Annotated in this window: 12 protein-coding genes; 7 read left to right on the forward strand and 5 right to left on the reverse strand. The window is 68.2% G+C overall.

Annotated elements, in window-relative coordinates:
- Positions 1-22: 22 nt before the first annotated feature.
- Positions 23-3484, reverse strand: a complete 3462-nt coding sequence (locus tag ABD260_RS25155; protein ID WP_344236993.1) for a tetratricopeptide repeat protein — start codon at positions 3482-3484, stop codon at positions 23-25.
- A 137-nt stretch (positions 3485-3621) separates the two neighbouring features.
- Between ABD260_RS25155 and ABD260_RS25160 the strand changes: the two genes are divergently transcribed.
- The 5 genes from ABD260_RS25160 (at position 3622) to ABD260_RS25180 (ending at position 6733) form a co-directional block, all read left to right on the forward strand.
- Positions 3622-4056: a RidA family protein gene (locus tag ABD260_RS25160; RefSeq protein WP_344236995.1), complete on the forward strand. Its 435-nt coding sequence runs from the start codon at positions 3622-3624 to the stop codon at positions 4054-4056.
- 4 nt (positions 4057-4060) lie between these two features.
- Positions 4061-4579 carry a 3-hydroxyanthranilate 3,4-dioxygenase gene (locus ABD260_RS25165; RefSeq protein ID WP_344236997.1) on the forward strand — a complete coding sequence of 173 codons (519 nt, stop codon included), beginning with the start codon at positions 4061-4063 and terminating at the stop codon, positions 4577-4579.
- A gap of 110 nt (positions 4580-4689) precedes the next feature.
- Entirely contained in the window at positions 4690-5688 is a 999-nt protein-coding gene (locus ABD260_RS25170) for an amidohydrolase family protein (RefSeq protein ID WP_344236999.1), read from the forward strand.
- Positions 5681-6403 carry an alpha/beta hydrolase family protein gene (locus ABD260_RS25175; RefSeq protein ID WP_344237001.1) on the forward strand — a complete coding sequence of 241 codons (723 nt, stop codon included), beginning with the start codon at positions 5681-5683 and terminating at the stop codon, positions 6401-6403. Before ABD260_RS25170 ends, ABD260_RS25175 begins: the two co-directional genes overlap by 8 nt.
- A gap of 78 nt (positions 6404-6481) precedes the next feature.
- A complete protein-coding gene (locus ABD260_RS25180; protein WP_344237003.1) occupies positions 6482-6733 on the forward strand; it encodes a hypothetical protein in 252 nt (83 codons plus the stop codon).
- A 4-nt stretch (positions 6734-6737) separates the two neighbouring features.
- Here ABD260_RS25180 and ABD260_RS25185 read toward each other — a convergent pair whose 3' ends face one another.
- From ABD260_RS25185 to ABD260_RS25195, 3 genes are all read right to left on the reverse strand, one after another.
- Complete coding sequence (locus tag ABD260_RS25185) at positions 6738-7493, reverse strand: Fic family protein (protein WP_344237005.1); 756 nt, start codon at positions 7491-7493, stop codon at positions 6738-6740.
- A 276-nt stretch (positions 7494-7769) separates the two neighbouring features.
- Positions 7770-8459, reverse strand: coding sequence for an O-methyltransferase (locus tag ABD260_RS25190; RefSeq protein WP_344237007.1), 690 nt, complete (start codon positions 8457-8459; stop codon positions 7770-7772).
- A 151-nt stretch (positions 8460-8610) separates the two neighbouring features.
- Positions 8611-9393, reverse strand: a complete 783-nt coding sequence (locus tag ABD260_RS25195; RefSeq protein WP_131334540.1) for a DeoR/GlpR family DNA-binding transcription regulator — start codon at positions 9391-9393, stop codon at positions 8611-8613.
- A gap of 101 nt (positions 9394-9494) precedes the next feature.
- Here ABD260_RS25195 and ABD260_RS25200 point away from each other — a divergent pair, with 101 nt between their 5' ends.
- Positions 9495-10376 carry an SIS domain-containing protein gene (locus ABD260_RS25200; RefSeq protein ID WP_344237011.1) on the forward strand — a complete coding sequence of 294 codons (882 nt, stop codon included), beginning with the start codon at positions 9495-9497 and terminating at the stop codon, positions 10374-10376.
- Here ABD260_RS25200 and ABD260_RS25205 read toward each other — a convergent pair whose 3' ends face one another.
- Positions 10377-11618, reverse strand: coding sequence for an MFS transporter (locus tag ABD260_RS25205; RefSeq protein WP_344237013.1), 1242 nt, complete (start codon positions 11616-11618; stop codon positions 10377-10379). It abuts the gene before it with no gap.
- A gap of 71 nt (positions 11619-11689) precedes the next feature.
- Between ABD260_RS25205 and ABD260_RS25210 the strand changes: the two genes are divergently transcribed.
- Positions 11690-12244, forward strand: coding sequence for a CGNR zinc finger domain-containing protein (locus tag ABD260_RS25210; protein WP_344237015.1), 555 nt, complete (start codon positions 11690-11692; stop codon positions 12242-12244).
- The last annotated feature ends 63 nt before the right edge of the window (positions 12245-12307 follow it).

A 12307-nucleotide genomic window follows, 5' to 3' on the forward strand; every position in this document is an offset into this window, starting at 1 on the left:
GGGAAGCGCCGCCGGACAGCGCTCAGCGGTGGGGGAGCATGGTCAGCAGTGGGGTCACTCGGTTGGGGCCGAGTAGTCGGTTGAGTTCTTCGAGGTCTCGGGTCAGGTCCGGGATTGCGTCTACGGAGACCTGATCGGCGAGTACCGCGGCGAGCAGGCGCGCGGCCGGCTCGTCGTACCCGGCTGCGAGTGCGAAACACACCAACTCGAACCGAAGCCGCCCCTTACCCGGCAGCCTCCGCAGCGCGTCCAGCTGCCCCGGCACATCATCAGGCAGGACGACCCTCGGCGATCGCAGCTGCCCGATCGCCACCGTCACCGCCGTCCGGAACAGTTCCTCGGCCCGTACCCGATCGCCCTGATACAGCCACCCCAGCCCCTGCCCGTGAAACGCCACCGCAGGCGGCGGGTCGAACCCGGCAGCACGTTCGAAGTCGGCGATCGCCTCCGGATAACGGCCGAGCGCGAGGTACGCCCGCCCGCGGCTGCTCCAGATCGACGGACGAGCCGGGGCGAGCTGCATCGCGTGGTCGAAGTCGCTCAGCGCCGCGGCCGGATCGCCCTGCCGGAGCAGGAACGTGCCGCGTACGGAGATGATCGGCGCACTGCGCTTCGCCAGCTTGACCGCCTGGTCGAGGTCGCGGCGCGCTCCGGAGCGGTCGCCGGCCAACGCGAGCGCCTGCCCGCGAAGCACGAGCGCCGCGGGCAGCCGCGAGTACACCTTGAGGAGCGCGTCGAAGTCCTGAACGGCCCGCGGGTAGTCACCCCGCTGCTGGTGCACCACGCCGCGTGACATCAGCGTTTCCAGGTCGTTCGGGTTGAGCCGGATGCCTTGGTCGAAGGCGGCCAGTACGGCGGTGTAGTCACCGTTGTCGGCCCGGATCACGCCCACGCTGCGGATCGCGTCGACCGAGTCGGGATCGAGCTCAAGCGCACGATCCAGGTCCGCGCACGCGGCGGTGTCGTCGCCGGCGCGGTGCCGGAAGTCCGCCCGCGCCGTCAGCAACTCGACCGACCGAGGTGCGAGCCGAATCGCCCGGTCCACGGCCGCGATTGCCTCCGGCAACCGTTTCGCCTCCGCAAACTCCCGGGCCCGAGCCAGCAACGCCCCCGGATCGGAAACCTCGCGCCCCTCCGGATCACCGTCGGAGCGCTCCCGCGTCACCGGGTCAATCTGTCCGCCGGAATCCCGCCCGCCGGACAGTTGCGTGGGCTTGGCCGCGGGCAGGGTTCCACCGCCGGTGAATTGCTCGATGACGGTCCGGACCGCCGCCACATCCTGCTCGAAGCCCGTCCGCGGCACCCGTTCCAGGTCGGCGACTGCCTCCTCCTCGCGGCCCAGCATCCCGCGTACGGAGGCCCGCAGCAGCCGCGATTCCGCCGCGTCCGGATCGAGCTCCACCGCATGATCCAGATCGGCCAGGGCCTCGAAGAATCGGCCCCGGGCAAGCTGGAATCCGGCCCGCAGCACCAACCAGAGCGGGTTTCCGGGAGCGACGGCAATCGCACGATCCAAGTCCGCCTTCGCCTCGGCGGACTGGTTCAGCTCCTCGAGCAACGAACTACGAACAGCGAGCAAAGCAGGATCGCTCGGGTCGAGGTCGATTGCCCGGTCGAGGTCAGCGAGCGCGGCCTCGTACTGCTGCAACCCGCGATGCGCCGCACCTCTACTCGAGTAGCCGGGCGCGTACTCCGGGCTGAGCCGAACCGCTTCATCCAGATGCCGCAGCGCCTTCTCGTACGCACCTAGCTCGAGCTGGATCTGTCCTCGTAGCTCCTCGGCAATCCCGGAAGGTGCTAGCGCCTGGTCTGCACGATCCAGGTCCCGCAGCGCCTCCCGGTCCCGTCCCAGGCTGTGCTGCAGCGCGGCGCGGTCGAGCAGCACGTACCAGCGGTGCACGTCGTCCAGCGTCCGGTCCTCGGCGAGGTTGTCCAGCATCGCCAGCCCGTCCTCCAGCCGGCCGCTCAACCAACCTGCGAGCTGTTCGCCCCGGACCCGCACAGCATCGCTACCACCGTCTACCCCCGCCTCCACGATCATCTGCGCCCAGGCCGGCGTGCCGTTCGCCCACCGATAGACGTCAATGAAGTCCTGCACAGCTCCCGCCAGCGCTGCTTCGCCGGAAGCGCACAGCTGGTGGTACGTCTCCTCGCGACTCAGCGCGACCCACCGCCCGTCACCCCACCGCCCAACGTCCGGCAGCGCGAGCTGCTCCTTCCGCTGGCGATAGTGCGTCGCCAGCGCACGGTGGCGGTTGATCCAGTTGTCCGGAGCGGCGCGTCGGGTCGAGCGGAGCATCGCCTGCCGAACCACAGCGTGGTACCGGTATCCATCGGGGTGCGCGGTGACGAACGGCAGGCCGCAGACCCACTCGAAGTCGGCAGCCCGGTCCGCGGCGACGGCAAGGATCTCCCGGTCGAGCCGGCGCGGCAGGGCAGCGGCCTGAGCAGCAGCCCGGTGCTCCGGATCTGGTACGCCGTTCAGGAACCGACTGACCGCTGTGTCGACCGGGTCCGCCGCGCGTGCCGTTCCGTCTGTCGCTGCGGCGGCCAGCAGCGCGACCAGCACCGGCAATCCACCGGACAGCTCCAGCACGAGATTCGCGGTCGCGGGATTGGTGACGCCGCGCGCCGCCAGCAGTTGTCGCGCTTCGGCCTCGGTGAACGCCGGCAGCTCGACGTCGGCGCGGATGTTGACGAAGCCGGCCCACCGGTTCGCGTCCAACGGGTGCTGACCGGACAGTACGAGGACAAATCCGGCCGGCAGATCGCCGTACCGGCCTTCCAGCAGTTGCAGGAGCCAGTCACCCAGGACCGCCTCGGTCTGCTCGAACGCGTCCACGAACAGCGCCACCGGACGCCGGTCACCGAGTTTCCACAGGTCACTGACAAAGGCCTTGCTCAGCGCCTCGATCGGTGCCAGCAGCAGGTCGGGATCGTGCTTGCGCCCGAGCCGGCGGCTCAGGAACGCGCGGAGCTGATCGACCTGGTCGGCGGCTTCGTTCTTGTCGATCTCCTCGGTGAACGCGCCGACGACCGGTACGTTCGCGGCGGCGCGCAGGCCGATCCGGACCGCGGAACGGGTCAGCAGCGCGGACATCCCGGCCGGGGCGTTCGGGTCGGAGTCGAGCGTACGCCGATCCTTGCGATACCGGGCCAGCATCCGCCGGAAGCCGGTGCACTCGGCACCCGACGCGGCCAGGCGCTCGGTCAGCTGCTCGATCGCCGACAAGATGTCGTCGGCTGTGTCGACCGCCCCGACCGCGTACCCGTGGTGCTCGGCGAGCTGCTGCCAGCGCTCGACCAAGGTGGTCTTGCCGACCCCGCCGACGCCGTACAGGCTGATCAGGAACCGGCGGCGCGGGTCGTCCACCGGCATCATCAGGTTCTGCTCGAACTGGGCCAGCGCCACGCCGCGGCCGACGAAGAGGCCCTCCTTGCGAGCCCGGATGCGGTCCTGCAGGGACGGTCTCCGGTCGCTCACCTCAGGCCCCCAGCTGTCGTCCGGCTCCACGGAGCCACGATCGTACCGGCCTTTCCGGGCCGGCCGGCCCGGAAAGGCCGGTACCGACGCGCCGTGAGTGCTTGGCTCGGCGGCGATTGTGTGATCAGGATGCTGCCATGGCCGATGCGACGGTGGTCCCGGGCAAGGCGGTGCCGCGCGGGCGGTACCCGCATGTGAAAGTCGCGAACGGGTTCGCGTTCGTGTCCGGTACGTCCAGCCGGCGCGCGGACAACACGATCGCCGGGGCCACGGTGGATTCGCTCGGCACCGTCACGCTCGACATCCGCGAGCAGACGCGGGCCGTACTGGAGAACCTCCGCGACATCCTCGGCGCCGTCGGGGCCGGCCTCGACGACCTGGTCAGCGTGACCACGTACCTGGTGTCCATGAACGACTTCGGCGGGTACAACGAGGTGTACGGGGAGTTCTTCGACGCGAACGGACCCGCCCGGACGACAGTCGCAGTACATCAGCTGCCGCATCCCCAGCTGCTGATCGAGATATCCGGAGTCGCAGCCGTTCCACAAGAGCGTGGCGGGCAGAAGGAGTGAACTGATGGTGAGTTTGAAGTCGACGAACTTTCCGGAGTGGATCGAGGAGAACAAGCACCTGCTGAAGCCGCCGGTCGGCAACAAACAGATGTTTCCGACCGGGGACGATTTCATCACGATGGTGGTTGGCGGGCCGAACCAGCGCACCGACTTCCACGTCGACCCGTACGAGGAGTTCTTCTACCAGATCTCCGGCGAGCTGAAGGTCAACGTGATGACCGACGACGGCCCGGCGACGGTCGCGGTGAACGCCGGCGAAATGTGGGTGCTGCCAAGGAACATGCCGCACTCACCGCAGCGCGGCCCGAACTCGATCGGCCTGGTGATCGAGCGAGTCCGGGAGCAGGGCACGCTGGAGAAGTTCCGCTGGTACTGCGCGAACTGCAACGCGATCGTGCACGAGGTCGAGCTGCAGGTGAACGACATCGTCGCGGACCTGCCACCGGTGTTCAAGGCGTTCTACGAGAGTAAGGAAGCCCGTACTTGCCCGCAGTGTGGCACTGTGCATCGGGGTAAGGGGTGATGGGGGCCCGAACGACAGGAGGTAGTCCGCTTTCGGGGCCGATTCGGACCGTGCTCGGGCGGGCGCCGTCATGTACGCATACGACTACGTCCTGTCGTTAGGCCCCGGCCATGACTGTCGACGTCCACACCCACCTGGTCCCTCACGGGTGGCCCGATCTGGCAGCGGCGTGCGGTGGGGACGGCTGGCCGTGGTTGCGGATCGACTCCGAGCGGGCCGCGATGATCATGATCGGTTCGTCCGAATTTCGCCCGATCGGCCCGCAGGCCTGGGATCCGGCCGTCCGCCGCGCCGATATGGATGCCGACGGCATCGAGCTGCAGGTGGTCTCGCCGACCCCGGTGTTCTTCGGGTACGAGCGCCCGGCCGGCCAGGCGGTCAAGCTGGCCAGGATCTTCAACGACCTGACCTTGGAAACACTGGCCGGTGACGAGCGGTTCGTCGCGTTCTGCCAGGTCCCGTTGCAGGACCCGGACGCCGCCTGCGCCGAGCTCGATCGTTGCCGCGCCGCCGGTCACGCCGGGGTCGAGATCGGCAACCACGTGGGGGACAAGGACCTCGACGACCCGGGGATCATTGCCTTTCTCAACCATTGCGCCGAGACCGGCACGCCGGTGCTCGTGCACCCGTGGGACATGCCGGGTGGCCCACGGCTGGACCGGTGGATGGCCCGCTGGCTGACCGGGATGCCGGCCGAGACCCATCTGTCGTTGCTGGCGATGATCCTCGGCGGCGCGTTCGACCGGTTGCCGCCGTCGCTGCGGATCTGTTTCGCCCACGGTGGCGGGAGTTTCGCGTTCTGGCTCGGCCGGCTGGAGAACGCGTGGCACCGGCGCGGCGACCTGGTCCGTGGTTGCTCGGAGCATCCACCCTCGGCGTACCTGGACCGGATCCTGGTCGACACGGTGGTGTTCGAATCAGCGCCTTTGCGGCTACTTGTCGATACCTTGGGGGAAGACCGCGTACTGGTCGGCAGTGACTATCCCTATCCACTGGGTGAACGGCCGGTCGGGGAGGTGGTACGAAAGGCCGGCTTCCTGACCGCGGACCAGCAGCACAAGTTGCGTACCGTGAACGCCATGCACTTCCTTGGGAGGTCGGATGAGTGAGGACCGGTCGGTACTGTCCCGGAAGGCACCTGAGCCCGACCAGGAGCTGCGCTACGGCGACCACCCGGACCAGGTGATCGACTACTGGCATGCGAAGGACTACCGCGCACCGGTGGTGTTCCTGCACGGTGGTTTCTGGCGGCCGGAGTACGACCGGGTGCACGCCAGGTCGCTGGGTGCTGCGCTGTCGGACCGTGGTTGGCCGGTGCTCTCGGTGGAGTACAGGCGTGAATCCGGTAACCCGGATGTCACCACAGGCGACGTACGCGCCGCGCTGGAGGCCCTCCCGGACCTGGTGAACCTGGAAGCGGGCTTTGTACTCATGGGGCACTCTGCGGGCGGTCAGTTGGCACTGTGGGCCGCGTCGACGCTGAACCCGGTCCGGCTGCGCGGTGTGATCGCATTGGCTCCGGTAGCCGACCTGCTCCAGGCTGACCGGTTGGGCCTGGACGATGGTGCGGTGCAGGTGTTCATAGGCGGCGGCGTACGCAACGACCTGGACCCAGCGCACTTGCCGGCGTCCATTGCCCCCGTCACGCTCTTCCACGGCGTCAACGACACGGTGGTCCCGATCAGCATCACCGAGTCGTACTACAGCGCTCACCCCACCGCGCACTACCACTGCCTGGACCACTGCGGCCACTACGAGCTGATCGACCCCGAGACCGAGCCGTGGCAGAAGCTCCCCGCCGAGCTGACCCGCCTCACCAGCTGATTCAAGCGTTCGCTCTCGAGTGGCCCCTCGCCTAGTTACGCTCGGCGGGGACTAGCCCACAAACTCGGGAGACACAGCATGCGAAAGATCCTGGCCGGCGCCGTCCTCGGCCTAGCCGTCGCGGCTCTACCGCTGAGCGCACAAGCGGCCACCCAAGCGAACCAGTCACCCCAACTGACCCAGTCGACCCAGTGGCGCGGCCACTTCACCACCGGCGTCGAGTGCCGCCAGGCCGGCCAGAACATCCTGATGACCAGCCCCAAGGCCCAAACCTACACATGCCGCCCCTTCGACCTCGGCGGCTTCGACCTCTACGTCACCTACGACTGAGCTATTACAGCTCAGGCATGCGGCGCCAGACGGCTCCGCGTCCGGTTCCTTCCGGGCTCACCTTCCGTTCACCCTTGAGCTCCTCGAGGACGAGCCGGATGGTTTGGTCGCTGATCCCAGGCAGGGCCGTTCGAATGTCCGCAAGCCGGAACACCGGCGCCGCATGCCTGAGTACGTGCGTCCTGACTCGATCCTGCTTGGTCCCTCCGCTTCGGTCGCTGGCTGCCCGGCGGGCGAAGACCTGGTACGCCGATGCCAGGACGTCGACGAAGTACGACAGCCATGGCCAGGGGTCGGCGCGGTCGTCATGCCAGTCGTCGGTGGAGCGGAGAAGGGCCGCGTAGTACTGGTCGGCCGAGTCGGCGATGAGCTGCTCAAGCGAGACCCACCGGCAGACCTCGTAGCCGGCGTCGATCAGCAGGGCATTAGTCAGCGCACGGGCGACCCGGCCATTCCCGTCAGCGAACGGATGGATGGCCAGCAGGTCCAGGACGAACAGTCCTACGAGTAGCACTGGGTGGTGCCTCGCGTCGGCATGCGCAGCTCGGTAGCGCTCGATGAGATCGGTCAGGTACTCGGCTGTCCGCGCCGCCGGAACCGGAACGAACCTGACCGTCGTACTGCCGTCCGGCGAGCGATCGACGACCAAGTTGTCATCGGTCTTCAACTGACCACCTGGGTAGGCCGTCTCAGACCAGAGCAGCCGGTGAAGATGCAGCAACAGACCGATGTTCAGCGGTTGCCACTCTTCCTGGAACAAGTAGTCGAGCGCTTTGCGATAGCCGACCAGCTCCTGCTCGCCGGTACAGGGCTTCGCTTCCGCGGCCGGTGTCGATCGACCGCAACCGCATCACGATGTGGGCTGGAACTCGGCCAACGAAGTTGTCGAGATCTGCGAACGAGCGCACCGAATCCTCCAACAAAAACCTACAAACGTACTAATTGCTCTTCATCTTAGTATGTTTGTTGGTTTTCTTGGCAGGTTATGGCGTGCGATTGTTGCTGTACGTTACGCACTGCCCGCTCTCCGTTGCGGCTATTTCAGGCGTTTGGCGGCGGTGAGGAGGCCGTCGGAGGTGGGGAGGAGGGCGGAGACCAGGTCGTCGTCCTCGCGGACGGCGCGGATCAGGTCGCGGAGGGCCATGGTGTCGGCGTCCCGGCGGGCCGGGTCGGCCAGACGGCCGTTGGACAGGACGCCGGCGAAGACGACCAGGCCGCCAGGGCGCAGCAGCCGAAGGGCCTCGTGCAGGTACGCGGTGTTCTCCCGGCGGTCCGCGTCGCAGAACACCAGGTCGTAATGGCCGTCGGTGAGGCGGGTTACCACGTCCAGGCCGGCGCCCGCGATCAGGCGGAACCGGTTCGACGCGATGCCGGCGTCGAGGAACGTCTTGCGGGCCAGGCGCTGGTTCTCGGCGTCGAGGTCGACCGTCGTCAGGGTGCCGTCGGCGCGCATCCCGCGCAGCAGCGCGAGCCCGGAGACGCCGGTCCCGGTGCCGATCTCGACCACCGCCTTGGCGCCGGCGCAGGCCGCCAGCAGGCTCAGCGCGGCGGCCGCGCCCGCGCCGATCGGGGCGATCCCGCTCTCCGCGGCGCTCTCCCGTGCACCGGTGACGACTTCGTCCGCACCGGTGTAGTCCTCGGCGTAAGCCCAGGACGTCGGGTCGATGCCGGTGGCGATGGTGCCCTCCCAGTACTCGGACGGGTGATCTGCGGCTGCGCTACTCATGCTGCACCGAAGCCTAGCGGGTACCGGTTCGCATTCCGCGCTGCACGCGCTGAGGTTGCGCACTCCTGCTCATAACAACCGACCCACAATCAGATATGATCGTTGGGAGTAGACATGACTCGCCCAGTGAGGGAGGTGTGGTGGCGTGCGGTCAGGCGCGGATGACGTCGATGCCGGCTTCCTTGAAGACGCCGAGCTGACTCTCGTCGGCCTGGGCGTCGGTGACCAGGGTGTCGATCTCGCTGAGCTCGCAGATCCGGGCGAAGGCACGCTGCCCGAGCTTCGAGGAGTCGGCCACCACGACCACCTTGGCGGCCCGGCTGACGATCAGCTGGTTGATGTTCGCCTCGCCCTCGTGATGAGCGGTGGCGCCGGTCTCGTCGATCCCGTCGACGCCGATGAACGCGATGTCCAGCGACAGGTCGGACAGGATCCGGTGCGACAGCGGGCCGATCATCTCGTACGACTGCGGCCGCGCCACGCCACCGGTCAGCACCATCTTCACGTGCGGCCGGACGATCAGCTCGTTGGCGATGTTCAGCGCGTTGGTGACGAGGGTGAAGGCCGGCTCACCGTGCTCGGCGGACAGCTCCGGGCGGGTCGCCAGCGTCCGCGCCACCTCGGAGATGGTGGTGCCGCCGTTCATCCCGATCACCATCCCGCGCCGGACGAGCGTGGCCGCCGCTTGCGCGATCCGCTGCTTCTCGGACGCGAAACGCGCAGTCTTGTAGCGCAGCGGCAGGTCGTACGACACCGCGTTCGCGACCGCGCCGCCGCGGGTCCGGGTGAGGAGCTGCTGCTTGCCGAGATGGTCCAGGTCGCGCCGGATGGTGGCCGCGGACACGTGCAACTGCTCGGCGAGCTCGTCGACGTCGATGGCGCCCTTTTCGGCGAGCGACTCGAGCAGGGTGTTGAGCCGTTCATAACGCTTCACCCGGGGCTCCTCCTTCACACAATCGGTCAGCCGGGTGGCGGCTGGTTGGCACCATTCGATCACGTTCGAGCAGTTTCGACCATGACAAGTGCGGAGACGACATGACCCAGACGCCATTCGTGAGCAGTGAGATCGCCACTCAGCCGGACCTGTGGCGCCAGGTTTCGGCCGGTTTCGCGCAGTACGGCGGTGCGCTTCCGCAAGCCGGTCAGCGGGTCGCGGCCGTCGGCTGCGGCACGTCCTGGTTCATGGCGATGGCGTACGCCGCGCTCCGTGAGGACCTCGGACAGGGCGAGACGGATGCGTTCGCGGGCTCGGAGTTCCCGGCCGATCGGGCGTACGACGTGGTGGTCGTGATCAGCCGGTCCGGCACCACCACCGAGGTACTCGACTTGATCCGCGCGACCGACCTGCCCACCGTGGCGATCACCGCGACGCCGGGCTCGCCGATCGTCGACCTGGCCGATCAGACCGTCATGCTCGACTTCGCGGACGAGCAGTCGGTCGTCCAGACCCGGTTCGCCACCACCACGCTCGCGCTGCTGCGCGCCTCGCTCGGTCAGGACCTGACCCAGGCGGCCGCCGACGCGGAGACCGCGCTGACCATCGACGTCGACGAGCTGGCCAAGCTCGAGCAGGTCACGTACGTGGGTACGCGCTGGACTGTCGGTCTGGCACACGAGGCCGCCCTGAAGCAGCGCGAGGCGGCGTCGGCGTGGACCGAGGCGTACCCGGCGATGGACTACCGGCACGGCCCGATCGCGATCGCGCAGCCCGGCCGCGGCGTCTGGATCTTCGGCGAGTCCCCGGCTGGTCTCGTCGACGACGTGACCGCCACCGGCGCGACGATCGTCCACCACACCGCCCTGGACCCGATGGCCTCCCTGATCGTCGCCCAGCGCGTCGCCGTCGCCAAGTCCCTCGCCCTCGGCCTGAACCCCGACCAGCCCCGCAGCCTCTCGCGCTCCGTCATCCTCAGCTGATCAGCGAGGTTCTCCACTCTCGTTGGGGGTTCTCCACCGGTACGCGGGTGGAGAACCCTCAACGCCGGTGGATATCCCCTCGCTTCGGGGCCTTGGGTGGCGGGTGGTCAGGAGGCCGAGGGCGGCTGCGGTTAGTAGGCCTGCGGCGGTGGTGGTGAGGGTGGCTCGGGTGCCGGCTAGCGGGATCAGGAGGCCGGCGGTGGCTTGGCCTAGTGCGGAGGCGCCGACGCGGAGGCTGGCTGCGGTTGTGCTGACGCGGCCTTGAAGGGCCTCCGGGCTGTACTGCTGCCGTGCCGCGAACATTGCCGGCAAAGTGGGTCCTTCTACTAGTCCAGCGGCGACGGCGAGCAGTACTAGTACGGCGAATGATGCGGCGTACGGCCAGCTGCCCAGTACGAGACCGTACGCCGCGACGGACACCATCACGACGTACTCAGGACGCCAGCGTGTTTGTACGCGCGCGAGTAGTAGTGCTGTGGTGACACTGCCGAGTTCGACTGCTGTCCAGAGGTAGCCGGCGGCCGACTTGGGGAGGCCGAGCGATGCCACATGTAGTGGTAGCGCGATCAGCAGCATGCCGGTGAAGCCCATCAGCAGGGTGGTCGTGACGGTTGATGCGCGCAGCGGTGGCGTACGGGCGAGATGTTTCAAGCCGCTGACGACTGAGCTGAGGAACTGCTCTCCGCTGCTGCCGACCGGTGGGAGCGCTGGTAGCCGGGTGATCGCGACGATGCTCAGTGTTGCGGCGACCACGATCACGACGACTGCTGCGTCCACAGCAATCACTGCGGCGACGGTGGCGGCGGTTGCTGGTCCGGCGATCGCGGCTGTGCTGAAGCTGACTGCTTCGAAAGAGTTCGCTCGCGCCAGTTGGTCCGGGCGGAACAGGCTGGGCAGCATGCTGGTGAAGCCGCCGCTGACCATCGGCAGGGTGGTGCCGGCGATCGCGGCTAGCGCGGGAGAGACCCAGTTTGCGCCGTGGCCGACGGTGGCGAGGAGCGCGAGCATGACCGCGGCGAGGATTGCCTGGTTGGCTGCGAGTGCGCTGCGGCGGTGGGGCGTTCGGTCGAGCCAGGCGCCGAGGAGTGGACCGGTGACAGTCGCCGGCAGGGCGTACGCGGCGCCGGTCAGGCCGGCCAGGGCGGGGCTGTTCGTACGATCCAGCACCAGCAGGACAAGGGTGAACGCGACCATCTCGTCGGCGAACCGGGCGAGGGTCGCGGCGAGGTAGTAGCTGGGCACGGTTCCGCTCCATGTAACGTAGATGGTGCTGTTACGCGTTACGTTAGCAAAGGCGTTACGGGAGGAGTCCAGTGGAAATTCAGTCCCCGGACCGGTTGGTTCGGCTCGCGGTGGATCTGGTGAACACCCGCACTCTCGACCCCGAGCAGCTGATTTCGCCGGCGTCGCTGCGCACCTTCCTCCTCGAACACGGCGAGCCGGAGCCGGTAGACGTGAACGACCACGACCTGACCGCAGTACGCGCAATCCGAGAACGCCTCCGCCCGGTCTTCCAAGCACAGCTCCAGACGGACGCGCACGCGGGGACTCGGGCGGCGGCCGGGGTGCTGAACGGGTTGCTGGCGGAGTATGCGGTGAAGCCGTATCTGTCGGATCACGACGGGGCGCCGTGGCATCTGCATGTGGCCGAGCCGGATGCGTCCTGGGCCGAGTGGCTGGCGGCAACAACCGCGCTCGGCCTGGCGACCTTCGTGGCTGGTCACGGCTTCGGGGCGCTCGGGGTATGCGCCGCGGTCGACTGCGAGCGAGTCTTCGCCAACCCAGCCGAACGCCGCCCCCGCCGCTTCTGCACCCCCCGCTGCGCCACCCGAACCCGAGTAGCAGCCCACCGCTCCCGCAACTCCTGACCAAAGTCAGCTCCTGCCCCCCGCACCCACAGCCGCGTGCACCCGCCGACGTGGGGTGTGCGA

Origin of the sequence: Kribbella hippodromi (assembly GCF_039531045.1) — a bacterium.
Classification (GTDB): Bacteria; Actinomycetota; Actinomycetes; order Propionibacteriales; family Kribbellaceae; genus Kribbella; species Kribbella hippodromi.

What these genes read in the sequence shown, in the direction of transcription:
- ABD260_RS25190 (WP_344237007.1), bottom strand. Translation starts at nt 8,459, where the DNA reads ATGAGTAGCGCAGCCGCAGATCACCCGTCCGAGTACTGGGAGGGCACC.
- ABD260_RS25200 (WP_344237011.1), top strand. Translation starts at nt 9,495, where the DNA reads ATGACCCAGACGCCATTCGTGAGCAGTGAGATCGCCACTCAGCCGGAC.
- ABD260_RS25180 (WP_344237003.1), top strand. Translation starts at nt 6,482, where the DNA reads ATGCGAAAGATCCTGGCCGGCGCCGTCCTCGGCCTAGCCGTCGCGGCT.
- ABD260_RS25170 (WP_344236999.1), top strand. Translation starts at nt 4,690, where the DNA reads ATGACTGTCGACGTCCACACCCACCTGGTCCCTCACGGGTGGCCCGAT.
- ABD260_RS25175 (WP_344237001.1), top strand. Translation starts at nt 5,681, where the DNA reads ATGAGTGAGGACCGGTCGGTACTGTCCCGGAAGGCACCTGAGCCCGAC.
- ABD260_RS25165 (WP_344236997.1), top strand. Translation starts at nt 4,061, where the DNA reads ATGGTGAGTTTGAAGTCGACGAACTTTCCGGAGTGGATCGAGGAGAAC.
- ABD260_RS25160 (WP_344236995.1), top strand. Translation starts at nt 3,622, where the DNA reads ATGGCCGATGCGACGGTGGTCCCGGGCAAGGCGGTGCCGCGCGGGCGG.